Source organism: Streptomyces sp. NPDC054834, from assembly GCF_053611185.1.
This window is the reverse complement of sequence record NZ_JBSGZV010000030.1, coordinates 68,101-92,622: the sequence shown is the minus strand read 5'-3', so window position 1 is coordinate 92,622 and position 24,522 is coordinate 68,101. Positions and strand designations below refer to the sequence as shown.

Genomic DNA, 24,522 nt, shown 5'->3' with positions numbered 1-24,522 from the left:
ATACCAGGTGCCGCCAAGAGCCCGCACATACTGGCACAATCGCGGTCACCTCGGCGGGCGACCGCCAGGGTTCGACCGGGTGATCTACCGTTGGTGCAAGGTCATTGAGCGCTGCTTCAACCGACGCCGGCGCCGAGGCGCCGACCGATTACTGGCTGTTCAACCTGTCGGCCGACACCCCGATCGCCGACGTGGTCCGTCTGGCCAAGGTCCGATGGCGCATCGAGCACGACTACCGCGAGCTCAAGCACGGCCTGGGCGTGGACCACTTCGAGGGGCGTTCTTCGAGGGGCGTTCCTGGGTGGGCTGGCACCACCACGTCATCCTCGTGACCGCCGCCCACGCCTTCCTCACCGAACAGCGCCTGGCCCCAAAAGTGCCCGGACCGATTTCACCTTCTACCAAGTCCTCGACGCCCTCCAGAGCACCCGGACGTGCGGAACCGGCGTTTGCACCACCTGCCACCAACCCCTGCCCAACGGGACACATGCAAGGCCAAGATCGAGACAGACCTAACGGAGTCCTATTAGGGTCTATCAGGTTCCCATGACACGGAGCCGATCAACCGTGGGGAAGTTAGAATGCGATGATTATTCTAGTGATCAGTAGTGTCCTATGGTTTGGGTGAGCTGCTGGCGCTCTGCTCTTGACCTGACGCTTGTGCCGGCCCGGTCGAGTTGAGGGCCGTTCGGGCTTCATTGAGCGACAAGCCGGAGAGCATGATGGCTTGTACGAGGTACTCAACAGCCTGTGAGCGCTGGTCTTCGGGTAGACGGTCAATCAGACGCTCAGCCATGAGGTAACGGAAACTCTCCTGTGGTTGGTCGAAATATGACCGTAGGTGGGCGGCAGTGGTCTCTTGGAGACGGAGGAAGGTCCGACCGACGTAGGCTGCCAGGCCTGCTCCAACGGTGCCGATCACGCCAACGACCACGCTGGACGGAGTTGACAAGCTGGTCTTGCCTGCAGCGATCGTGGCGGTGCCTGCCACGATGAAGAAGCCTCCCAGAATGGCCCATTGGGCGTTTCTGAAGCTCTGGTCGGCTTGCCGGTATGCACGGTCATGGTATCCCTGCAAGCGCTCATTGGTGAGAGCCCACATTTGAGCTTGACGTGAGTCACCATTAGCTAGCAACTCTGCTTGCCGGGTGGCTATTTGAAGCTCGTGGTCGAGTTGACGTCGACGCTCTTCGAATTGTTCGCGCGTCGAATGCCGGGCAGTGAGGAGGTAACCTCCCGTTAGGTACAAGATTAGGGTCGGTAGGAGCAGGGGGCCGATCCTGTCCATGACCTCGGGTGTGGCCTCGAAGAAGTAGTCGTGCCTGTACGGCAGCCACATGATGACCATGAGCACACTGAGTAGGAAAGCAAGCCCCAGCGCCACCCAGCCGAGCGTGCTGAAGGTCGCGTAGCGCTGATGCTCGCGAGAGCGCAGCCACGACTCACCCTCTGGCGACGAGGCCTGTGGCGAGGTGGACGGCTGTTCTTCCTCTAGCGACATGAGAGCAGTCTCTGGATCCCTGAGTGGATATTCTCCGGGCGTGCTCAAACCGTTATGTTAGAGCCGACTTGTCTTTGCAGCGACGGGCGGACCAGATCGCTGGCGTGCGCTGCGTTGCGTTGATGGGGAGCAGGTCGGCGACGCCGCGCAGGTGTTGCAAACCCGATCCGGGTCTTGATGGAGTGCTCTGCTCGGACTTCCCCTGAAACATGGCGCTCCAGGACCTGCTGGCTCTGTTCACGAGTACTGGTTCTGGTCCAACTTCTGTGGTGTGCCTACTCCCTGTGACCGTTGATCTTGCTAGCCCGTTCCGCGAGGTCGTCTGGAAACCGCCGATACCGACCTCGTCCGGGCTGATGGTTCTGGACTGTGCGCGAGGTACTGCTCCGGTTGGAAGAGCTGCTCTTCCTGTCGGCTCCGGAGATCAGGGTGGTGTCGGTGCAGGACGACGGAGAAGTGGTCCGAGTCGGTGTCCGATGTCGGACGGCCAGGGCTCGGTGCCCGGGCTGCGGGAACTGGTCGGGACGGGTGCACGGGTCCGACCTGCGGTTCCCCGCTGACCTCCCCGTGGCGGGACGGCGGGTGGTGCTGCGGCTTCGTGTCCGGCGCTTCACGTGTGAAGACCTCTCCTGCGGGCGGCGGACGTTCGTCGAGCAGGTCGCGGGCCTGACCCGGCGGTACAGCCAGCGGACCGAACGAATGCGGTCAGTGCTGGCCGAGGTCGGCCTGGCGTTGGCCGGCCGTGCCGGTGCCAGGCTGGCCGACATCTTCGGGGCGAGGGTCAGCCGGAAGACGGTCCTGCGGATGGTTGACGCCCTCCCGGAGCCCCAGCCACAGGTCCCGCGTGTGGTCGGAGTCGACGAGTACGCGATGCGCAGGGGCCGTGTCTACGGGACCGTGCTGGTCGATGTCGAGACCCGCAGGCCGGTGGGCCTGCTGCCGGATCGCGAGGCGGGCACTGTCGCGGCCTGGCTGACCGAGCGCCCAGGGATTGAGGTCGTCTGCCGCGACCGCGCCCCATTCTTCGCCGAGGGCGCCAGAATCGGGGCGTCCACCGCGGTCCAGGTCGCCGACCGGTTCCACCTGTGGCGCAACCTCGGCGAAGCGGCCGAGCGGTGTGTCTCCCGCCACCGCTCGTGCCTCCGCACGACCTTCGCCGAGTCGGTGCCGGAGAAGGCTCCTGCACCGGCACCGGCCGAGAGCGTGTCGCCATGGCCCACCGGGCACCGGTTCGCCGTCCGTACCCGCGCCAAGCACGCCGCCGTCCACGCACTGCTGGCCGCCAGCCACAGCCGACGCTCGATCCAGCGCCAGCTCGGCATGACCTACCGCACCGTCCAACGGCTGGCCGACGCCGCGAGGTCGGAAGACCTGTTCCAGGGGCAGTGGCCGAACCGTCAGACCAAGCTCGACGACTTCAAGCCGTACCTGCACGAGCGATGGGCCGAGGGCTGCATGAATGCGCCTGGAACCTCTGGGAAGAGATCAAGACGCACGGCTATACCGGCGGCTACGGAGCCGTCCGTCGTTACCTCCAGCCGTTTCGCACGTCTCCGGCCGCACCGGCGGCCCGTCCTCCGTCCCCTCGCACAGTCGCCGGATGGATCCTCACTCACCCCGACACCCTGCCGGAGAGCGAGCACCTAAAAGCTCAAATCCGTCCTCGCCGGCTGCCCCGAACTGGATGCCCTCACCGGGCACGTCCGCGCTTTCGGGAAGATGCTCACCCAGCTCCAGGGCGACCAACTCCCGCAATGGATCAAGGCGGTCCGCACCGAAGACCTTCCCAGCCTCCACACCTTCGTCAACGGCCTCGAACGCGATCTCGCCGCCGTCACCGCCGTCCTCGCGCTTCCCTGGAGCTCCGGCGTCGTCGAAGGCCACGTCAACCGGATCAAAATGATCAAGCGCCAGATGTACGGCCGGGCCGGCTTCGGCCTGCTGCGGAAGCGAGTCCTCCTTGCCTGACCGCAGCTCTGTCGCTCGGCGAGCGGGTCCGTTCAGCTGATCGCAAACGGCACGGGATCCAGGCCAAGCTTGCTCCGGCGTGAGTCGACGGCCCGCGTGACCCAGGCGGTCACGGCGTCGCGATCTGCCGCGATCGCGTGAAGCTCACGCGCCTTCTCCTGGGCCTCGACCATCCACGGGGCCAGCGCGTCCTCTCGAAGGACTCGCTCGAAGTGATCGCGGGCCGTGTCCGGGTCCCCGGCCAGAGCGGCTGCGATCCCAGAGTCGAAGCTGTCCCAGAAGAATCCACGCCGCACCGGCCTGGACGTCAGGTACCGGGCGACGTCCGGCAGAGCCGGGAACTTCTCTCTCAGAGCGGTCACGTTCGCAGCCGCCTGCCGACTGAGTTCGAGCGCCAGCGGCGTGAACTGGTCCTCGGTGCGAAACAGCTCGGAGCCGACCCGGACTGCGTCTACATGGAAGGCCAGGTGGTCCACGTCGTGCCACAGCCACATCGCACCGACGTACAGACCGCTGCCGGCAATCCGCGGCGGGGTGAATTCCACAACCCCGAGCCACCACCCGTGATCATCAATCCACAGCCGCGACCGCCCACGCTGGGCCAGGCCGAGCGGCTTCAGGGACTCCCGCGCCGCCGAGGTGATGATCCGGAGCACCGGACTGCGATCTGCCATGACCGGCATTATCGACTGTCCCACCGACACACCGTCGGTCGTGGTGGCACATCACCATCGCAGAGCTGTTCAACAACACTGAGGTAATCGCTCCACAAAAGTTGGACCAGAACCCAATCTGGTGGACGAAGCCAACCTGCCGCACGCAGCCGCTTGGAGAGAGGGCGGCGGCCGGCACCTGGTCGGTGAGGCGAGACGCTCGCAATGTTAGCGGTGCGGGAGCCTTTGTGGGTTCAGTTTGATGGGTTGTGTTGGAGGGCTTGCCAGCGTCGTTCGAAGGACTCTTGGAGGTTTTTGAGGTCTGTCTCTTCTATCGGTTTGTTGTATTGGCCTGTGATGCCGTGTTGTGCGAGGTCCTTGGCGACTTGGTCTGGTGCGGGGTGGTGGTTGAGTGCTCGGTGGTGGGACCAGATGGTGTAGATGCGGAAGTTGAGTAGGTATCGGGCGAGTGTTTTGGCTTTGATGGGTTGGCCTTGTTTGTCGTGTAGTCCGTGTTGGGCGAGGTAGGTGGAGAGTTCGGTGGCGTCTGGTTCGCGACGGTTTTGCTGGCGGAAGTCGAGCCAGCCGGTGTAGTAGCGGTCCACCGTTGTCTGTCTGGGTGGCTGAGCTCTTCCGACGCTTGATGTAGGCGAGTTGCTGCTGTTGATCGAATGGTTGGGGTGGGGGCCGTGCGCATTCTCATCCTGCTTGGCGGGCTGGATGGTGGCGCTGCTGTCGGCCCGGCGGCTTTGGTGGATTTGGACGGGTGCGGGGTGGCTGCTGCTTTCTGTGGGGGTTGGCTGTGGGGGGTGTGGCTGGGTCGTCTGATGGTCGTCTTTTGGTGTCGGCCGTTCGAAGTGCTTGGGGGCCTGTTGTTCGTTCCTGTCCTTGTAGGGGTCTCGGGGGGCGTGCGCGGGGTTGTAGCCGCCCTGGTGGCTGATCATTGGGGGAGGTGTCCGGAACGGGGGGTGCTGGTTCGATTGCTGTATCTGGGCCGGTTGTGCGGGTTGGGTGCGGGTGGGTTCGGGGGACTGTTTGGTGGAGGGTGCCGTTGTCTGTGGGGCGGGCATCGCTTCGGAGGCGTGACTGCCTGCGGTTGTGGGTGGGTCGGCTGTGGCGGTGGTGGGTACAGGGGCTGGGTGGTCTGTGCCGGTCGTGGCGGGTTGCTGCGTATCGGCTGCTGTGGGTTGGGCTGCTGCCGGTTGGGCTGGTTGTGAGGGTGGCGCTGTGGTAGGGGAGGCTGGTTTGAGGCCTGCTGCTGCGAGTCCTGTTGCAGCGGTTTCTGTGAGGGGGATGCCGTATCGGGTGAGTTGTAGGGGCAGGAGTGCTTCGACGGGTGCTTTCCTGCGCCAGGCGCGTCCATAGCGGGTGTGCAGCCGCGCTTGGTAGACGAGGCGTTCCTGTTCGAGGGTGATGGCGTGTTGGTAGGTGCGCAGTTCCCAGAGTTTCATCCGCCGCCAGAGCAGGAAGGTCGGGGCGGGGGCGAGGAGCCAGCGGCTGGGGCGGACACCTTCCATGTGCGTGCCGGTGGTGATGTCGGCGAGGCGGCCGATGGCGTGGCGGGCTGCTTCGACGGTGACGATGAACAGGACGGGGATGGCTGCGTGCATGCCGACGCCGATGGGGTCGGGCCAGGCGGCGGCTGCGTTGAAGGCGATCGTCGCCGCGGTGAGCAGCCACGCCGTCTGACGCAGTAACGGGTAGGGGATGCGGATCCAGGCCAGGAGCAGGTCCAGGGCGAGCAGCTCTCGCTGAGCGATTTCGCATCACCAAGCCCCGTTTCGGATCTGTTTACGGAGTTCGCGAAACACAGGGCTTCGACTGCTGGGAGCATGACCGCCACACCATTTCGCAAGTGTTCATCGTGAGGATCAGTTCCGAGGATTCCGATTCGGTCCAGATGTCTTCTCCGACGCACACCAGGTGGGAGCTCGATGAACTCAAATCCCGCAGTCGCGAGATCTCGCCGGAGGGCCTCGTCCTCCTTGTATTGGGCTATGCGGAGGGGTGGCTTCCAGACGGCCCCATCTCTCTCCACTAAGACAGCTAAGGAATATTTCGAAGCACGAAGCTCTGGAGCGTCCGTGCCCGTACATGCGATCGAGATCGTTCTCACTCGAACCGTCGGCGGAGTTGAGCTTGAAGCAGCACGAAAAATCGGCGGCATACCGATGACTCCGTCGTTCGACGGAAAGAGAATCGCCGTACTGGTAACGGCGAGCACTGAGGATCGGGTGTCTTTGACAGTGTTTTGGGTGCCACTAGCTAGGGCGGTGAGTTCGGGCGCCGATTTTGCAGCGGGATTGGGCGCCACCTGCTTGGTGAGGTTGCGACACGCCGCGTTCGGAGCAATGTGATCGACTGCGCCGGTTGGCCGCGTCAGCCTACGCCCGGTATTCCACGGTCGGGTCAGGAGGCCAGGTGGATACGTCGCGTGCGTGACTGTTTGAGCGGATTCGCCGTGACCGGCGTATTGATCCATCGGTGTCGGGCCGGGCGCTGGCCAAGCGGTATCGGTGAGGCACCCACGGTGCGGGACGCGCCGGCGATGCCCGTACCGCCCGAGCGGAAGAAGCCGCCGCCGAGGGAGTCGGCGCTGACGCCCGTCGCCGCGAGGATCGAAGCGATGCTGCGGTCGGACAATCGAGGCGCCACGCAAGCAGAGGCACGCCATCGAGCGGATCAAGACCCGACTGGCGGTCGAGTACGACTCCGATCTCGCCTCGCACTCGACGATCCGGGACTACGTGCGTGATCGCCGCCCACAACTCGTGCTGGAGGCCAAAGAAGGCCCACGCCATCTGGAGGGCATGGTGCCGCAGGAGAAACGTCCTGGTGAGGAGGACGAGGTTGACTTCGCCGATGTGTGGGTGGACCTGGCCGGGCAGCGCACGAAGTACGTGATGTTCACGCTGCGGATGTCGTACTCGGGCAAGGCGATCCACGACGTCTACGCCGGCGCGTCGCAGGAAGCCTTCTTGGAAGGGCACCTGGAGGCGTTCGAGGTGCTCAGGGCGGTGCCGTCCCGGCACATCCGCTATACAACCTGCGGCCGGCGGTGAAGCAGGTGCGCTTCGGGCGCAACCGCTGGGAGTCCTTCACCGACCCCCGTCTCTGCGCGGCCGTCGCCGACCGCCTCAAGTTCAAATGCACCCTCATCGAGACCGGCTCGGACTCCTACCGGCCGGCCGCCACCGAGGCCGAGCACAACCGGCACGGTGACAGCAGCACGGCCCCGCAAGCCCTCCGGTTCCGGCAGAGTCACCGGGGGGTTGCCTGCGCAGGCCCCATTGCACCCTGCGCTTTGAATCTGGCAGACTTTGGTCTCCAAAGTTCAACGTGGAGGTGTTACATGCCCAAGTCTATGCGGACCATCGAGGTCGACGACGAGGTGTTCGCCTACCTGCAACGTCACAGCGAACCCCTTGTTGACACCCCGAATGACGTGCTGCGTCGTCAACTCCTGAACGAAAAGAAGCCGTCCGCCGACAAGGCGGGCAACCGCAAAACCGGTGCCCTGATGCCCATCATCGAAGCCGGCCTGGCCGCGGCCGGGGACAAGCTCCGCCACCACCAGTCGCGACTCCAGCGGACCCATGAAGCCACCATCACCGCTGACGGCTGGGTCGAAATCCCCGACGGCCGGGCCTTCCCCCAGCCCTCCCCCGCACTGAAGACGCAGACCGGGAGCGAAATCAACGGCTGGGGTCAGTACACGCACGTCCCCAGCGGGCGCCGCCTGCAGGAACTGCGCGAAGAGGTCGCGAAGCACCAGGCCTGACGTTCGCCGCAAACCAGAGCCGGGTCCTCTCGGGCGAGCCTGTCAGGGACCGTCCGGGAGGCGACCACCAACCTACCGGCCCGTCGCCAACCAGCCGGGGCATGACGCCCGCAACGCACACGCGCCCGGCAAAAGTCACTCGATCGGGGTGGAGCCCAATCCCATTGCCGATCATGGAACCAAGACAGACCCGCGCACATCAACCACCAACATGGCGGCGCCCAAACTCACTGCCCGACTGACGCCCGAATCACCTGTCGGAAACAGATCGGGTCATCGACAAGGTGTGGCCGCACGGCAGGCGGTCCTCCGGCCGGTGCGTGCCACAGTCGACCGGTCAGGGCAGCTCTTCCCCGTACCGGACGAACAAGATGCGGCAGCCCTGAGGGACCACTTTGATGACTTTCCCAGCGTTCCATGGCGGATTCGTCCCGCGCACTCGTCACCCTTCCTCGTCCGGTGATGCGTGGACGCGGAGTTCGGCCCGCACTTTCCATCGGGTGTCGTAGACGAAGGCGATACGGAAGGCATGACAGCGTCCATCTGCCGGGTTCCACGCAATGCCTTTTCCGTGTGGGCGGAGAAGAGGCCGCACTCCCAGGACCGCGGAAGACGGCTCGCAGACGAGTCCCCACGCGTCGTCGCACTCGAGGCTCGTCAATCGCGGCAGGAGCACGTCGGACTCGCTGCCGTCGTGGGCGTGGAAGCAGCTGACCACGCCGTTGATGAGAGCCTTGACGGTGCCTGCCGCGCGCCGACCGGGAAGGTCAGGTCCTGCCACCGACAAGTCCAGCACGAATGAGTCTGCCACTCGGTTTGCCGCAGGCCTTCCGGTCCGTGTCGTGGTGCGCGGGCGCAGCCGCATCCACCACTCCCCTGGCGACCGCGGGAGCTGGGCGCCAAGGTCGGCATCGATGCCACCGATCACCACAGTGGCTTCTGGGTCGGGATCAGGTATCGACGAAGCGAGGGTGTAGCGCACATGGTGTCGACCGTCGGTGCTGCTGCCGCGGCGGCAGACCAGCCCCGGGCCGAGCAGATGCCCATAGGAACCCGCTCCGATGTTGTACAGCAGGACGTTTTCCACGTCGACGAACGCGTCATCCGGGGCGTCGTACTCAGCTATCAGCCCATGCCCACGCTCTGGTTCAAGCGCCCGCAGCGCCAGTCGCAGTTCATCCCGGAACCTACGTTGCCACCCATTGGGTTCGAACGGAAGCCGCCTCGCGCTCCAGGCTGCAACCCTCCTCCGAGTTGCTTCGATCCCGTAGTCAATCCCTCCATGGTCGTCGCCATTCCCGCTCACATCGAGATCGTTTCGTGGTCATGGGTAGCGGGGGCCTCTCGGCTCGCATGGTCAGCCCCTCAGACGCCCGTTGTCCGGCCGTGCGACCTCGGCGAGGTACTCGTCGATGCGCTTGCGGACCGGCGACTCGTCACCGTAGCGGTCACCAAGTGCACGGAGGAACGTCAGACCTTCCTCGTCGTCTAGTTTGAAGCCGGCGAATACCGTGACGTCCTCGTAGTTCTCGAGATCCCCCTCGAGAGCGGCCTCGGGGGTTTCGTCGAGACCACCGATCAGGGTGTGGACGATGTTGGCCACGAACCGGGAGCCGCCCGCCTGTTCGACGGCGAAACTGACCAGGCCTCCCCTCGACAACGTGAGATCCCTGTCCCAGTTCCCCTCGGAGAAGTCCTCCCAGTACGCGTTGAGGCCCGGTCGTACCTCTCCTATGCTCTGGCTTCCTCGGCCGCTGGAGATGCCGCCGCCCTCGAAGTCGTAGAGCACCTCGAGGAAGCCACGGTTCAGCTGGATCTCCTCGTCGTCCACGGGGATCACCACCCAGTCACCGTCGACCGTGGCGGCAAGGTGCGGCGTGCCGTTGACGTCGAGGCGCAGTGGTATCAGGTCGTCGTGTCGGCGGATGAAGTCCTCGTTCGCGCCCTCGTAGTCGTCCCAGTCCTCTCCGTACAGCTCCTCCCAGGTGTTCTTTGCGGGGCTGGAGGTGAAGCGGATGGCGTCGGCCACGGCGTGCGGGGCGGAGGTCGAGATGTCCACGACCGCCGTGGGCGGGAAGGTGAGCAGGTCCGGGACCACGGCGAGGGCGAGGGCCACCGGGTCGCTCCCGGACTCGTAGGTGCCCAGCACGGTCACTGAGTCCTGAGCCGGCCCCTGGTCCTTCAGCAGTTGAAGGACCCCGTCACGTACGCAGAGCGCATGTTCCGCCTCCTCGCCGTCTACGGGTGACACACAGACGGTCAGGAACGACTCGAGCGGCATGGTGGAGACGGCATGCCGCCAGCCCTTCCCGAAGAGGGCGGGGCCGTCGTAGATGGCCACCAGCCTGTATGCATCGTCACCCTCCCCCAAGGTCTGCGGCGGTTCCACGGGAAGGATCCTCGGCCGGGGACCGCCGTAGTGCCGGATGATCAGTTCGCGGGGGTCCGGGCCGGCACCCGCGTAGAAGGCCAGGGCATGTCCTCGTACGAGCAACTGGTCGTTCCAGCGCAGTTCCGCGGGATCCCTGTCGTACACGGTTGCCAGGAGGAACTGCCGTGCTCTGCGGGGGTTGAGGCGCTGTACGGGTGGCCAGGAGACATCCGCGTTCGGGTTCTGCAGCGGGATGGCATCCTTGTCCCCGTTTCCATCGGCTCGCTCCGAGGCTCGTCCGTCCTCGTCCTCGAAGTCGTCGTCCGACTCATCGAAGACGCCCTGCGAATGATCAAGGACGGCCTGCACCGGGCGGGGGTTGGGGAACACCGACACCAGCGACGCCGATTTGAAGCGGGCGCTGAAGAGCTTGGTGCCGGGCCGCTCAAAGCGGTCAACGGAACGTGCCAGCATGCGGCCGTCCACCGTCCGGTAGAAGGCCACGTTGACCTCTTCCACCAGCCATTCTTCGAGCTCGTAGGTCGAGCCGAGGTCCCCGCCGGAAGTGATTTCGGCCGTTTTGAACAGGGTTTCGGCCTCGGTCCGATCGAGCGACTCCAGGCCCTCAACGGCCGCGGCCGCCGCCCTGAGCCGCTCGTCCTGCTCCTCGAAGACCCGGTCGGGGATGGCGACACCGACGAGGTAGCAACCATTTCCGGCTCGCCAGTCCGAGGTGAGTTCATAGGAGGCGTCCAGGAGCACCTCCTCGGCGGCGTCGCAGACAAGGGCGTCGATCTCTGGGGCGTCGCCCGGAACAGTGGCGGGAGGCAGGTGCGGCACGTTGAGCACCTCAAGGGTGTCGGCGTTGCCGGGCTGCTCCGAGATCACCACGATCGAGTAGGTACTAGAGCTTCCGTTGCGCTCGACACGGGCGTACGAGGAGGCGACGGTGTCTTCGAGGGGCACGGGGTTCTCTTTCTCCTTGTCGGGCGTCGTCTGGCGGGGTGGACGGATGGGGGCGGCGTTCCTCTTCCGCACCTGCAGATAGGGCAGGACACGCTTGCGCAGAGGGTCGGCCGAGGCAGGCCTTCCACGCGGCCAGCGGCCCCCGCAGTCGGGGCAGGCGTACAGCGACGGCTCGGGGTGCACCTCGTGGACGACGACGTGCAAGACCCGGCTGGTCACGGGATGGCGACGGGGCTCAGGCGAGGCGCCTGCACCCGGCGGTAGTTCGGTCTCGAGTGATGCGGCGCAGTGCGGGCATCGCGAGGGCGGAGCCACGGCGGCACTCCTCAGGTCTGTGTGGTGGCCCCTCGGCCGATGCCGTGGAGGCGTGTGCTTGCCGCCGACGATCGTCAAGGCGGTCGGATCTGGTTCCGATACGGTCCGCAAGCCGCGGGCGACCAGCCAGGTTGACGGTCGAAGGCAGACGCGAGGCCCAGTCCGACGGTAACCGGGGCCGCAGAATCGTTCAGGAGGCCGGTCGGGCGCCGCCCTAAGCGAAGGGGACGACGCCCGTGGCGTGCTTTGTCCGGAATCAGCGCGGCCGCTCTCGCGTCAGAGAGGGTGGCCGTGTCACCCGAACGGTCGGTGACGGCGCTGGGGGTCAGTCCTGCTGGGACCGCCTGGTTGCCTGCCAGCCGCGTGTCGGTGCTTCTTCGGCTTCGAAGCAGGAAAGCAGCCTCCATGTCGTTTCCGACCAGGCGAACACCGCGTCCTGGCCGAACTGCCGACCCAGTGCGCACGCTTCCTGGTCGCTCAGGCCGACAATCGCTGCGCTCTCCTCGGCGTGTCGACCTTCCACGTCACCGCCTACAGCAGGCCACCAACGAAGTCCCCGTCGGCGCAGCTGCCCGAGCAGTTCTAGGTGGGCACGGTCGTTCTCCAGCCGGGATGCGCGGCGGCCACCAGGGTTGTGCGCCGTGACGACGTGGATGCTCTCCCCATGCGGGGCAGGAAACGAGCCGACCGTGACCGCTCGCGGTGCCGGTGCCACTCGGACCGTGCCTTCGGGCAACTCGACGTCCACCACGGCCTGCTGGTAATGAGCCCACTGCGGCGTTTCGGCCATCGACATGTGAGCAGACATGAGGTCTCCCTCCCAGAGGGACCCCCTTACCCGCTGGGCAGGGAGATCCGCGCTTACCCCCACGGGACCGTGAAGGCCTGGTCTTCCCTGGAAGGCACCTTGCGCGGTGGGCGAGGTTGCCAGCCGACGGTCGTCCAGGGGCGCGATCGGCTTCGTGACCGGAACGGATGTTGACACAAGAACGGGTTGCGAGTCCAGTACGAGAAGGCATTGCCACACCTCAACCGGAACACTGGCCTGCTCGCGATCGCGAGCTCCATGACAAGCCGTGGCCTGGGCGTACGACAGAGTCCGAGAACACTCCTCCGAAGAGGCGGGAGACCGGCAGCCCCAACGGCTTCAAGTAGCCCCGCCCTTCCGGTCCGGGGTCGCCCAGCAGAGACCGAGGTGCTCAACACATCGCCCTGATAACACGGGTTATCAGAGCGTCACGTCCGTCTCCTCGCATTCTTCCTTCACCTTGGGTTCCGCAGCAGCCTCGCCGTCGGCCGAAAACGAATGGACGGGCTCGCCAGCGGCTGCCGCCTACCGCCTACCGCCCCAGGCCGGCTCGTCCGACTGGGACGAACTGGGGCAGCGAAGGCAACCGCCGGACCTGAGGAGGGACCGCTTGGACAACAACGGTGAGCAGGAGTTGACCGTCTACTACCGCCACTTGGCTGCAATGCTCGGGCGCAGCGACGATGAGAACTTCGAGGCTCTGATGGACCAAGCCGATCACGTCACTCGAAGAAGTTACGAGACCACGCTCCAGGATCATCAGCAGACCTTCCGCCTCCTCTGGCGACACCTGGAGCGCAGCGGCTATCTGCGACGGATCCACCGCGAGGCCCGCGCCCGCCTCACCGCCGGCGACGTGTCCCCCGCCGAGGCAGCCCGCTTGGAGTTGTTCCTGACCGTCTACGCGGGAGTCCGCGCCACCTCCACCCGCAACGCCTGAGCCACCGGGAGGCGCGTCGACACCCCGACGGATCTTCTCAGCGGTCATGGGCAACGGCAGCTACCGCCGCCGCAACGAAGCCGGCAGCGCGTCTCGACGGAGGCGCGATGCGCCGCAGACACGGACGGCAGCCGACCTCCACGTCCCGAAGGGCGATGCTTGAGGTGCGCATCGCATCCCGCACCGCGCCCCTTTCAATGCCGGGACCGCATCAATGATCTTCACGAGTTCATCACAAACTCCCCACGCGACACACACATTCGTCTCCGAATCCACTAACTTGACCATCACTCACCCCAGCCGCCCGCCGCTTCCCGCGCGCGTGGCTGTGGGTGACATCCGCTTGAAATTGGGGGCATCCGATATGACGTACGACGAGGACTCGTCGGGCCCGCGGTCGGCGCACCGCCTTCTTCATTCCGTCGGAGAAGAGCCCGTGCTGCACCGTTCGGCCGTGCACCGTTCCAGTGCCGGGGAAGCGGACCGGCTGCCCGATCCGGAAGAGCATGCGAAGGCCCCTGTCGCCGTCGTCGGGCTCGGCTACGTGGGACTGCCCACCGCGCTCGCCCTGCTCGCCGCGGGCAACGAAGTCATCGGTCTTGACGTCAGCGACGCGCGTCTGGAGGCCATACGCAGCCGCGACGTGGACCTGCTGCCCATCGATCACCAGCGTCTCAGTCGCCATCTGGACGACGCCCGTTTCACCCTCACCTCGGATCCCGGCCAGCTCGCCCGAGCCCGCACGGTCATGATCTGCGTGCCCACGCCCGTGGACCGGCACCTGGTACCGGACCTGACCGCCATGGCGGGGGCTTGCGCGACCGCTGTCGCCCACGCCGTTCCCGGCCAGCTGCTGATGCTCACGTCCACCACATACGTGGGCACGACGCGAGACCTGCTGATCAAGCCGCTCACCGAACGGGGCCTGGAGGTGGGCAGCGAGGTCTTCGTGGCCTTCTCTCCCGAACGCATCGACCCCGGCAACGCCCGGCACACCCAGGACACGACCCCCCGGGTCGTCGGCGGCGCCGGAACCCACTCGACCTCGCTCGCGGCGGCGGTACTGCGCCGCACCGCACCGACCGTGCATGCCCTGCCGTCGCCCGAGGACGCCGAGATGACCAAGCTGTGGGAGAACACGTTCCGCGCCGTCAACATCGCCCTGGCCAACGAGTTCGCGGACAACTGCCACGCTCTCGACCTCGATCCCGCGCCTATCATCGCCGCTGCCGCGACCAAGCCCTACGGTTTCATGCCGTTCTACCCGGGCCCGGGCGTAGGTGGTCACTGCATCCCGTGCGACCCGCACTACCTCCTGTGGCAGCTGCGAGCCCGACGGATCTCCTCGCCACTCATCGACACCGCCATGAATTCCATCGCCACCCGTCCCGGTCAGGTGGTGCGTCGAGCTCGGGAGGTATTGGCCGACCGCGGACTGAGCCTGTCCGGTGCCAAGGTGCTGATGGTGGGCGTGGCCTACAAGGCTGGTGTTGCGGACCTGCGTGAGTCGCCGGCCCTGGAAATCACGGAACAGCTTGCCGCCGCCGGCGCGAAGGTCCACTTCACCGATCCGCTCGTGCCTATGCTCAAGGTCGGCGACGTCCAGCTCACCAGCGAAACGGTCCCGGAGTACGAGACCTGGGACCTCGTCGTGGTGCACACCCTCCACCCGGACACCGAGCTGGGCTGGCTAGCCGAAGTACCCGATTCGTGCACCGTGCTCGATGCCACCTACCGCCTCGACGGGGTCCCGGCCCGAGTGGTGCCGTAAGGACCGCGCCGGGACTGGCTTCCGAACCCTTTCCCCTTCGTCGGGCCCGCATCACGGTCCGACCGGCCGACGGCGCCACGCGCCACCGCCCATACCCATCACCACGACTCCTCCGGAGGTTCTCGCAATGTCTGACTACGACGGTATGCAGCTGGCCAAGACGGGCCTGGGCGCCATCACCATCGGTGGCGTCTCCTACTCCCTGGGCGGCTGGATGATCGGCATAGCCGCCGCGCTCGTCGTCGTCGGGGCGGCCCTGGTCCGCCTCCGCTTCCGTCCCCGCAAGGATGCCGGCCAGAAGTGAGCGCACACCGCCGCGGAACCCCGGTGCTGGCCGCCCACCAGCACCGGTCCGCCACCGTCCTGATGGGCATCCTCGTCCTGCTGGGCGCCACGGTCTGGGCCGCCCAACACGCCATCACGCTCTCGCACTACAAGGACCACACGGGCAGCCGCATGCTCGCCGTGTGGGTGTCGCTGTTCGTCCTACTGCTGATCCAGACCTTCATGTACCACCTGGAGCGGCCGCGCCGACTGACGCCCCGCGCCGCGCGCCAGCTCGAAGGACTGCACGTGTCGATCCTGGTGCCCGTATTCAACGAAGATCCCGGGTACCTCAAACTGGGCCTCGAGTCCTTCCTGAGGCAAACCCGTCGACCCGACTCGGTTCACGTCGTGGACGACGGATCCACGAGCACGGACTACGCCGCCGTGCGGGACTGGTGGCACGTCCAGGCCGACCGCGCGGGGATCGAGACCAGCTGGCAGCGCGTGCCCAACGGTGGCAAGCGGCACGCGCAGGCGCACGGCATCCGCGTGAGCCCGCAGGCCGACATCTACATCACCGTCGACTCGGACTCCTGCCTGGCACCGAACGCGGTCGAGCAGCTCATGGTCCCCTTCGCCCGCAGCAAGGTGCAGTCGGTCGCCGGCATCGTGCTCGCCACCAACAACCGCGGCCCGCAACGCCCACAACTGCGACGGCCCGACGGCACCCGCCTGTCCTGGCTGTCCCGAGTGGGCAAGCTGACCCACTGGCGCGGCCAGCAGGGCTTCGCCCGCGTGACCGACCTGTGGCTCGTGACCTCCCAGCTCGTGGACCGCTCCGGGCAATCCGCACTGGGCTCGGTGCTGGTCAACTCAGGTCCCCTGGCCGCTTACCGGGCCGAAGTGGTGCGCGAGAACCTCGGCTCGTACCTGAACGAGACCTTCCTCGGCAGGCCTGTCATGCTCTCCGACGACAGCCTGCTGACGCTGTACGCGGCACAGCGCGGCCTCACCGTGCAGCAACCCTCGGCGGTGGTCTTCACAGCGATGCCCGAAAAGGTGTCGCACTTCACCCGCATGTACCTACGGTGGATGCGCGGGTCCACGATCCGCTCGATTTGGCGCATGCGCTATCTGCCGCTCGGCCGACCTTCGTACTGGCTGCACCTGCTGCGCTGGTACGAGATGGTGCTGGGTCAGATGGTCACTCTGTGGCTGCTGATCGTCGAGCCGCTCTGCTATCACCACATGCCGACCAGGGCCATGCTGGTCGTTCCGTTCCTGATCGGCTGGGCGCAGGGTCTGCGGTACCTGGGGGTGATCCGCTCCGACGAGCGCATCCGATCCCGCGCCCTGACCTGGCTCATGATGCCGCTGGCGATCATCATGGGGTGGACGGTGCTGCGCGTACTGCACTGGTACGGCATGGCGACCTGCGCCAAGACCGGGTGGGGCACGCGCCAGAACGGCGCCGAGGTCTCCCTGGCAGCGGTCGGCCCGTGAACGTCATCGGAGAACGGCTCAAGCAGCGGCGAACCTCTGTCAGAGGTTGATCGTCGCTGCGAGTCGGCATCGCTCCTGTGACTACTGCCATGCGCGCTGCCAGGGACCGTCTCGCCGGCCGTGCCGGGGGTGAACCGATTGACACCCGTGACCATTTACTCCATATCGATCACTTATGACGGCTTTCCCGACCCATTCAGAGATAGTCACCTGCTCAACTTTCGGGTCAGAATGTGCCGGGTCAGACCTCGTCACTCACGGGCCGACCTGCGTAGCGACGCTCAAACCTGACAGTGAAACGACAGACCTCGGCCAGGAAGCGCGTCGACAACTCATCCATGGATCACCAGTAAGGACTACGAGACAGCCGTGGCAAGGTCGGACGCTCATGCTGTCCGGAATCGGACAGACCTGGAACGGTTCCAGCACGTCATCGAGGGATGGCGGAAGTCGCTCATCGATCTCAGCGGCCGGAACCGGTTGCTGAACTTCAAGCACGCCAAGTCCTCCACGCTGGAGCTTGACGGCGAACCCCGACAGGAGCTCTTGGCGGGCCGTCTGTCCGGAGGCTGGCGGTTTCACCTCCCAGATGATGAGCCCGATCCATCGGCAGACAGTCAGCACGATTCGACCGGCCCTCTCGAGGACGGCCGGGCCGAGGGTTCGACGCAGGGCAACCGTGCTCATCGATCGCCCAACGGATCCGGAACGCGACGCGTTCTACGCAACCTGAGGACCAGGTCGCAGCGAGTCTTCAACGACTACGGCCTGTGGACCCTCTATCTGGGCGTCGGGATCCTCGGCTGGTGCGACGACCGTTCCCAGGAGCGGAGCGCCGCCCCCCTGGTGCTGGTCCCCGCCCGGCTCGTCCCGTCGAAGGAGGGCGACGTGCTCCTCCTCGTCTCGGACGAGGAAGAACCGCGCCACAACCCGGCCCTCCCGCTGAAGTTGGACCAGCTCGGTCTGGACTGGACCGATGTCGTCGCGGTGGACCCGACCGACATCCCGGCCGTACTCGCCGCCGCCCGGAAGGCGAGTGCAGCGCGCTCCTCATGGGAGGTGGAGGAACGGGTGGTCCTCGCCATGTTCGCCTCCCACAAGGAGGCCATGTACCAGGACCTGTTGGACCACGAAGGGCAGATCCTCACCAGCGATCTCGTTCGCGCCATCGCCCTCGGCCCGTCGGCCGGGCTCGCTCCTGACCGCTTCGACTTCCACGAACCCGATCTTCAACGCATCGACGAGACATGCCCGCCGGAGACCACACCCCTGGTCCTCGACGCGGACGCGTCGCAGCGACAGGCGATAGCCGCCGCCATCGAAGGCAAGTCCTTCGCGCTGGACGGACCGCCCGGCACCGGCAAGAGCCAGACGATCACGAACATGATCGCGGGCTTGATGCAAGCCGGGCGCAGCGTCCTCTTCGTCAGTGAAAAGGCCGCCGCACTGGACGTCGTACATAGCCGGCTCAAGCACGTCGGCCTGGACTCCTACGCTCTGGCCCTGCACAGCCACAACACCACCCGAAAGGCCGTGGCCCAGGCGTTGGGCCGGGCACTCACCGAGGAGCCACGGGCGCCGCAGCTGTCCACTCGCGAATTGGCGAAGGCCCAGCAGGCGAGGAAGTCGCTCTCCGGTTACGCGGCCGCCATGAACGAGGTCCGCCTCCCGCTTCAGCGGACTCTGCATGACGTGATCGGTCGGATCAGTCAGCTCTCCGAAGCTCCTGTGGCCTACCTGAGTGCTGCGCACGAATCCTCGGACAATGCCATGGACCGAGGACGGGCCTTCCGGCCAGAACTGCTGAGCGACATCGACTTGGAACAGATCCTGTCGACCGCACAAGAGATATCCGCTGTCTGGAGTGCCGCAGCCGACGAGGACTTCCCGTGGCGCGGACTGCGCACCGGCACTCCGCATCCACGCCCTGCTCTGGAGCAGGCGTCAGCAGCCCTCGACGCGCTGACCGAAGCCGTCGCCCGTTACCAGCCTCTGAGTTCCGACGGTGCGCCCATCACCGCCCTGGCGATGACGGAGCGCCTGACCGAACTGCTGGCCACCCTCCCTTCGCGGCCTGCGGTTCCGGAACACTGGCTGACGGCTCCTGAGATGGCGGACGCCATCGAGGCGCAGGTCGATGACTTCAGGCCCCGGCTGCGGACCGCGAAGAAAGCCGTGGCCGCGGCCGAGCGGCTGGCCGGCCGCCTGTGGCAGGAACTGTCGCCCCGTTTGAAGGCTGCGCCAGGACCCGACGAGCTGGCCCTCACAACGTTGCATCCCAGCGGATTCGACCTGTCCGATTGGTCGGAAGACACCCTTCGCGCCCGAGCGGAGAAATTCGAAGAGATCAGTCGTCTCCTCACCGGAGCCGACCAGCTCGCCCGCGCCGTGACGGCCGCACTGGGCCTCCCCGCGGTGAAGGGGGTGGAGGACGCGCTGCGGGCGTGCGACGTCGCGGCTCTCGGAGAGAAGGAGCACCGCCCGCTGGAGACGTGGTTCGACCCCGAGCACTGGGACGATCTTCACCACCAGGCGGCCGAAGCCGCCACATCGGCTGTCGCCCGGTTCTTCGAGATGCTTCACGACACCACGGCAGCGCGCGCCCGGGCCGCTGTGCTGGCCGGAAGTGCCTGGGACCGTCTGGCCCCCTCCGTCGTACCTGATGTCCCGCGTGCAGAGCGAGACCTCGCCCGCCTGGAACCTGCCGGACTCGACCTCACATCGCTTACCAGACGACAGGTCGAGCAGCTACGTGCACGCTGCAGCGAAGTGTCGGCACGCCTTGCCTCCGCGCAGGAGGCCGCTGAACGCGTGTCCCGGCGTATCGGCCTCGACGTACCCGAATCGGTCTCCGCCTCGCTTGCGTTGAGTGGCGTCATAGCTCAGGGAGAAACGGCGCATCGGCCACTGGCCGCTTGGCTGGAGCCGGACGCGTTCCCTGCCGTGAGTGCGGCTGCGGCAGAAGTCGAGGAGGCCTTCGTGGAACTGGTCGCCGCGCGCGCGGCCACACAGAACCGGTTCAGGCAGGCCGTTCTCGACGTGGAGGACCTTCCCGAACTGGTGGAGCGGCTGAAGGCCCGCAATCGACTGGGCGGTCTCTTCTCCCGACAGCAGCGGACGGACCGGAAACGCGCGCTTGCACTCACCGAGTCCGGCCAGTGGAGCGCTGAGCTGATCGAGGGATTCGACCGGGCGCTGGCATGGTGGCACAGCCACCGCCGACTCGTGGCGCTGCTCGAGCATCACCGTCCCCTGCTGGGCCACTACGCAGACGACGCCCAACAGGGACTCGACGCCCTCTCGGCAGCGGTCGCCATCGCGGCCGGGCTTCACCACACGGCACCGGACGCGCTCGCTGACCCCGGGCGTCGAAGCCTGCTGACAGCGCATGCCGCCCACGGGACGCGTCCTGCGCCTGACGTCCTGGAGCTGGGGCGCGCCCTGAGCCACGACCTCGATTCCTGGTCCGCACCCCTCGATGTCGGCTTCGTGACCGTCGACGGAGCCGCCTTGGCGGAAATGAGTTGCCGCACGGTGGCGGACTGGTTCCGGGCACACCTGCTTCCCCTGGATGAGGCAGCCCACCTGATCGACAGCGTCGAGCGGCTCAAGGCGGCGGGAGGACACGCCTCGACCGGCGTTCTTACTCTCGGTCAGGCTCGTGAGGTCACGGCGGCCGTGCGGAAGGCGCGGGCGGCCACTGCCGCTTTCAACGACCAGGCCCCTGCCCATGAACGGTTGCTCGGCCCGCACTACCGTGGGCTCGAAACCACGCTCCCCGAACTGCGGGAGGCTCTCGACGATGCCTCGCCACTGGACAGGTTGATCGCAGAAGCGATCCAGCAGTGCGACACCCGCAGCAGCGAGACGGCAGCACGACGGCGTCTGCCTCTACTCGGCCATTACGGTGAAGCGGAGTCAGGGCTCGACCTCGTGGCGCTTGCCGCCGCGCTGGACACCATGGCCACCGTGCGCCGTCTCGTGCCCGAGGCCCTTGCCGATCAGGAACGTCGCGCAAAGCTTGCCGCCCAACTGACGCATGGCCGGCGCATCGCCCCCGAACTGATCCGCAACGCGGCGCAGCTGCGGCACCGATGCGCAGATTGGCGGTCGGCCGCAGCACGCCCCTACCTGTCGGCCGTCGGCACCACCCTGCTCGCGCAGCCGCTGGGCCAGGCCGCGACCTGGTTCGAGGCACACGTGGCGCCCATGGAGGATGCGGCCCTGCTGATCCGGTCCGTACGCCGGGTACAGGCCGACTCCGGCCTCAGCGACTCCAACCCCACGGTGGCCGAAAGCCGCGATGTCACCGGAGCCGTCGTCGCCGCACGAGCGGCCGACGCAACCTTGCTGATCAGCCGCGAGACGGACGAGGCGCTGCTCGAGGGGCTGTACCGGGGGGTGAACACCGACCCGGCCGAACTGAGCGTAGCCCTGGATTGGGCCCACAAGGTGCGTCGTATCGCCAGCGGACGCGATTCCGCGCCTCTGCGTCCCGAAGCCGCGCGCATGATGTGCTCGATCGGCCCGGACCCAGCCATCGCTCGACGCCTCAAGGAGTGGACCGAGCTTTCAGAGCAGCTGTTCGGTCACTTCAAGAAGTCCCGCCGTCGGGAACTGCGTCTCAGCGCGGACGAGTCTTTCCTCGCTGCCAGGGAGCTCCTGGACGCCATGGTCAAGGACACCGACGGCCCGGAGCACTGGTGGTCGTACGCGGCCGCCAGGACCCGGCTCAAGTCGTTCGGCCTGGACACACTCGTCGACCAGGGCGTCGAGCGCGGTACAAGCGGGCTCGTTTTCCCCGAGTTGGTGGAACGAGCCGTGCTGCAATCCTGGACCGAGCACCAGCTCGCCACGGACTCACGGTTGCGCCCCGTGAGCGGCACGGCACGCGACGCACTCGTGACCCGTTTCCAGGAACACGACCGGCAGCTCGTCGAGTCCGCGCCGGCCACCGTCATCGCCGCCTGCAACGCGCGCCGCCCCCGTCGCCTGCATTCGGGCCAGGCAGGGATCCTGCTGCGCCAGTCGCAGCTCAAGCGCCGCCACATGCCGGTGCGTGAACTGCTGAGCGAGACGCGTGACGTGGTTCGTCTCATCAAGCCCTGCTTCATGATGAGCCCACTCACCGTCAGCCAGTTCCTGCCGCCCGACTTCCGCTTCGACGTGGTCATCTTCGACGAGGCGTCGCAGGTGCTACCGCAGGACGCGGTCAACTGCGTATACCGGGGTGACGCGCTCATCGTCGCGGGGGACCAGAAGCAGCTGCCCCCGACCAGCTTCTTCAACACGGCCGGAGATGACGATGACGATGAGGACGCGTGGGCGGAGGACGACGGCTCCTTCGAGTCCGTCCTGGATGCCTGCAAGGCCAGCGGCGTGCTGCGCAGCCTGCCCCTGCGCTGGCACTACCGCAGCCGCCACGAAGAACTGATCACGTTCAGCAATCGCTCCTTCTACGAGAACGCCATGGTCACCTTCCCCGGTGCGCTGGAGCACGGGGACGACATCGGCGTGGCGTTCTTCCAGGCCGACGGTGTCTACGACCGCGGCCGGCGCCGGGACAACCGCATCGAGGCCGAGTTGGTGGCCGAACGTGTCATCCACCACTTCACCACGCGCCCCGGGCTCAGCCTCGGTGTGGTCGCGCTGTCCCAAGCCCAGGCCCAGGCGATCGACGAGGCCGTGCAGAAGGCTCTCTCCCAGCAGCCGGAGTTGCGCCAGTACGTCAACGAGGACCGGCTCGACGGTTTCTTCATCAAGAACCTGGAGTCCGTCCAGGGCGACGAACGCGACGTGATGATCATGTCGATCGGCTACGGACCGGACGCACAGGGCACACTCCGTTCGAACTTCGGCCCGATCAACAAGGAAGGCGGCTGGCGCCGGTTGAACGTCGCGGCGACACGAGCCCGGCGTCGCATGGAGGTCGTAGCCTCCTTCGACCCGAGCCGGATCGCCGATCAGGCCAACCCCAGCGTCCAGCACCTCAAGCGATTTCTGGAGTACGCCAGGTCAGGACCAGGCGTCCTGGAACCCGCGGGCGAGAATTGCGCGGTCGAGACCCGGACTCCCTTCGAGAAGGAGGTGCAGCGGGTCCTCACCGGCTGGGGCTACGACGTGCAGGCCCAGATCGGAGTGGCCGGCTACCGCATCGGCCTCGGAATCCGCCACCCTGACATGCCGGGCACTTACGCCCTCGGCATCGAGTGCGACGGGGCCATGTACCACTCCGCATTCGTCGCCCGCGACCGTGACCGACTTCGCGAATCCGTACTCCGCGGTCTGGGATGGCGGCTGTACCGGGTCTGGAGCACCGACTGGTACCGCAACCGTCCCGACGCTGAAGCCCGCCTGCGCGCAGCCATCCAGTCAGCGGTCGCCAGCCGCCCGCACCTCCCGGAGCCCCCGACACCACTTCCGCACAGCGAATTCCCGGAGGCGGAGACCGAAGGCACATCCGATGGGGCACAGGCGCGCACAGCGAGCCCACTAGACACAAGGGAGATCGCGTTCGTCCCGACGGACGAGGACCGACCTTCCGCCTGGAGCACCGAATACAACCGGCTCAGCGAAGCCGAACTGGTCGAACTGCACCGGCGGATCGCGAAGTCGCACCGCACCACCAGCTACGACCTGACCGATGCACAAGCGGCCGGGACCCTCGTGAAGGTCGTACACGAGATCCTCAAGGTGGAGGCGCCCATGCACATGGAGGTGCTGTTCACCCGCGTGCGAGACGCCTGGCAGAAGGGGCGCAGCGGAAAGGTCATCCAGGAGAGCATCCGGGATGCCGTACACACCCTCGCGCGGCGGAAGCACGTCACCCACGACAAGGATGTTGTCGACCTCGCGCCGCCCAGGACGCTTCTCGCTCGCTTTCCCGGGAGCAGCAGGCCTCGTAAGGCGGAGCACGTCCCGCCCTCGGAACGGCAGGTGGCACTGATCGGCCTGGTGACGGAGTCACCCGGTATCAGCCGGGAAGAGCTGCTCCGTGAGACCGCTCGCTTCTTCGGATGGGGTCGACTCGGTGCGGACATCCGCACGACTCTCGAAGCTGACGTCGACGAGCTGCTCGACTCAGCACGACTTGCCCCGACCGTGAACGGCCTCACGGTAGTTGGCGATTCCGCAAGTCGACCAGCGTCGGCCGAGCCCACGGAAGCCGCGGAGCCCCTCACTGTGCCCGCCGAATCGCAGGAGGCGGTCGACGCCCGCTGCCTGAGGCTGCTGGCGAAGGACGGATACGAGATCCTGCAGAGCCTGCAGACTGAAGACGGATTGACCATGCACATGGCACTCCATCCCAATCTGCAACTCCCGGACCGCGGGCCCAACGTCATGTCCTTCGCCTGCCTGGACAACGATGAGGTCCCCCCGGACGACCAGGCGACGTTGACACATCGGCTGCTGCAGGCGCTCGCGCTCGTGGAGACCATGAAGAGCGAGGTCTCCCTTTCCATGCTGTGGGTTCTGGTCACGAGCGTGACCCTGCCGGAACCCCTGGACGGATTCGTCGAGGGCCAAGGGCTCATACTGATCTCGCCTGAAGCGCTGGCTGCCTGGGAGACCAGCCGCCTGGTTCCCTACTTCGATGAGGACGCCGTGCCTGACGTCGGCAGCCTGTCCGGCGTGAGCCTCATGTTGGAACCGACATCATGACCTGTCCGAACCGATC

At 66.4% G+C, this 24,522-nt stretch carries 15 protein-coding genes, 3 pseudogenes and 1 riboswitch; of the genes and pseudogenes, 11 read left to right on the top strand and 7 right to left on the bottom strand.

The features are described from left to right. Window positions 1-128: 128 nt before the first annotated feature. Window positions 129-424: pseudogene (locus ACWGJM_RS32345) on the top strand (IS701 family transposase); the annotation flags it as partial. A 189-nt stretch (window positions 425-613) separates the two neighbouring features. Here the strand turns inward: ACWGJM_RS32345 and ACWGJM_RS32340 are convergent. Further along, window positions 614-1,501 (bottom strand): hypothetical protein, encoded by an 888-nt coding sequence (locus tag ACWGJM_RS32340; protein WP_453415289.1) that lies wholly within the window; start codon window positions 1,499-1,501, stop codon window positions 614-616. A 369-nt stretch (window positions 1,502-1,870) separates the two neighbouring features. On the opposite strand from ACWGJM_RS32340, the gene ACWGJM_RS32335 reads away from it, so the two are divergent. Continuing rightward, complete coding sequence (locus ACWGJM_RS32335; protein ID WP_453415288.1) at window positions 1,871-3,148, top strand: ISL3 family transposase; 1,278 nt, start codon at window positions 1,871-1,873, stop codon at window positions 3,146-3,148. A gap of 72 nt (window positions 3,149-3,220) precedes the next feature. After that, a complete protein-coding gene (locus tag ACWGJM_RS32330; protein WP_453415287.1) occupies window positions 3,221-3,469 on the top strand; it encodes a transposase in 249 nt (82 codons plus the stop codon). A gap of 32 nt (window positions 3,470-3,501) precedes the next feature. On the opposite strand, the gene ACWGJM_RS32325 is transcribed toward ACWGJM_RS32330, so the two are convergent. From ACWGJM_RS32325 to ACWGJM_RS32315, 3 genes and pseudogenes are all read right to left on the bottom strand, one after another. Beyond that, window positions 3,502-4,143: a hypothetical protein gene (locus ACWGJM_RS32325; RefSeq protein WP_453415286.1), complete on the bottom strand. Its 642-nt coding sequence runs from the start codon at window positions 4,141-4,143 to the stop codon at window positions 3,502-3,504. 1,217 nt (window positions 4,144-5,360) lie between these two features. After that, a pseudogene (locus ACWGJM_RS32320) lies at window positions 5,361-5,867 on the bottom strand (DUF2637 domain-containing protein); the annotation flags it as partial. A 664-nt stretch (window positions 5,868-6,531) separates the two neighbouring features. Next, entirely contained in the window at window positions 6,532-6,765 is a 234-nt protein-coding gene (locus ACWGJM_RS32315) for a hypothetical protein (protein ID WP_453415285.1), read from the bottom strand. Window positions 6,766-6,869: 104 nt separating this feature from the next. Here ACWGJM_RS32315 and ACWGJM_RS32310 point away from each other — a divergent pair, with 104 nt between their 5' ends. From ACWGJM_RS32310 to ACWGJM_RS32300, 3 genes and pseudogenes are all read left to right on the top strand, one after another. Beyond that, the gene (locus tag ACWGJM_RS32310) at window positions 6,870-7,184 is read left to right on the top strand and encodes a hypothetical protein (RefSeq protein WP_453415284.1); all 315 of its coding nucleotides are present in this window, start codon (window positions 6,870-6,872) and stop codon (window positions 7,182-7,184) included. Between the two features lie 29 nt (window positions 7,185-7,213). Further along, window positions 7,214-7,324, top strand: a pseudogene (locus ACWGJM_RS32305) (IS21-like element helper ATPase IstB); the annotation flags it as partial. A gap of 150 nt (window positions 7,325-7,474) precedes the next feature. Then, entirely contained in the window at window positions 7,475-7,903 is a 429-nt protein-coding gene (locus ACWGJM_RS32300; protein ID WP_453415303.1) for a restriction system modified-DNA reader domain-containing protein, read from the top strand. 442 nt (window positions 7,904-8,345) lie between these two features. Here ACWGJM_RS32300 and ACWGJM_RS32295 read toward each other — a convergent pair whose 3' ends face one another. The 3 genes from ACWGJM_RS32295 to ACWGJM_RS32285 form a co-directional block, all read right to left on the bottom strand. Next, window positions 8,346-9,209: a hypothetical protein gene (locus tag ACWGJM_RS32295; RefSeq protein WP_453415283.1), complete on the bottom strand. Its 864-nt coding sequence runs from the start codon at window positions 9,207-9,209 to the stop codon at window positions 8,346-8,348. 51 nt (window positions 9,210-9,260) lie between these two features. Beyond that, window positions 9,261-11,459: a hypothetical protein gene (locus tag ACWGJM_RS32290; protein WP_453415282.1), complete on the bottom strand. Its 2,199-nt coding sequence runs from the start codon at window positions 11,457-11,459 to the stop codon at window positions 9,261-9,263. A 421-nt stretch (window positions 11,460-11,880) separates the two neighbouring features. After that, window positions 11,881-12,363: a DUF3293 domain-containing protein gene (locus ACWGJM_RS32285; protein ID WP_453415281.1), complete on the bottom strand. Its 483-nt coding sequence runs from the start codon at window positions 12,361-12,363 to the stop codon at window positions 11,881-11,883. Between the two features lie 44 nt (window positions 12,364-12,407). Then, window positions 12,408-12,523, bottom strand: a riboswitch (SAM riboswitch). 450 nt (window positions 12,524-12,973) lie between these two features. Between ACWGJM_RS32285 and ACWGJM_RS32280 the strand changes: the two genes are divergently transcribed. The 5 genes from ACWGJM_RS32280 (at window position 12,974) to ACWGJM_RS32260 (ending at window position 24,506) form a co-directional block, all read left to right on the top strand. Next, on the top strand, window positions 12,974-13,303 hold the full coding sequence (locus ACWGJM_RS32280; protein WP_453415280.1) for a hypothetical protein: 330 nt from the start codon (window positions 12,974-12,976) through the stop codon (window positions 13,301-13,303). Window positions 13,304-13,517: 214 nt separating this feature from the next. After that, a complete protein-coding gene (locus tag ACWGJM_RS32275) occupies window positions 13,518-15,074 on the top strand; it encodes a nucleotide sugar dehydrogenase (RefSeq protein ID WP_453415279.1) in 1,557 nt (518 codons plus the stop codon). Between the two features lie 127 nt (window positions 15,075-15,201). Continuing rightward, window positions 15,202-15,378, top strand: a complete 177-nt coding sequence (locus ACWGJM_RS32270) for a hypothetical protein (protein ID WP_351712291.1) — start codon at window positions 15,202-15,204, stop codon at window positions 15,376-15,378. Further along, window positions 15,375-16,844: a glycosyltransferase gene (locus tag ACWGJM_RS32265; protein ID WP_453415278.1), complete on the top strand. Its 1,470-nt coding sequence runs from the start codon at window positions 15,375-15,377 to the stop codon at window positions 16,842-16,844. The genes ACWGJM_RS32270 and ACWGJM_RS32265 overlap by 4 nt, the downstream gene beginning before the upstream one ends. A 369-nt stretch (window positions 16,845-17,213) precedes the next feature. After that, complete coding sequence (locus tag ACWGJM_RS32260; RefSeq protein ID WP_453415277.1) at window positions 17,214-24,506, top strand: DUF3320 domain-containing protein; 7,293 nt, start codon at window positions 17,214-17,216, stop codon at window positions 24,504-24,506. Window positions 24,507-24,522 lie beyond the last annotated feature (16 nt).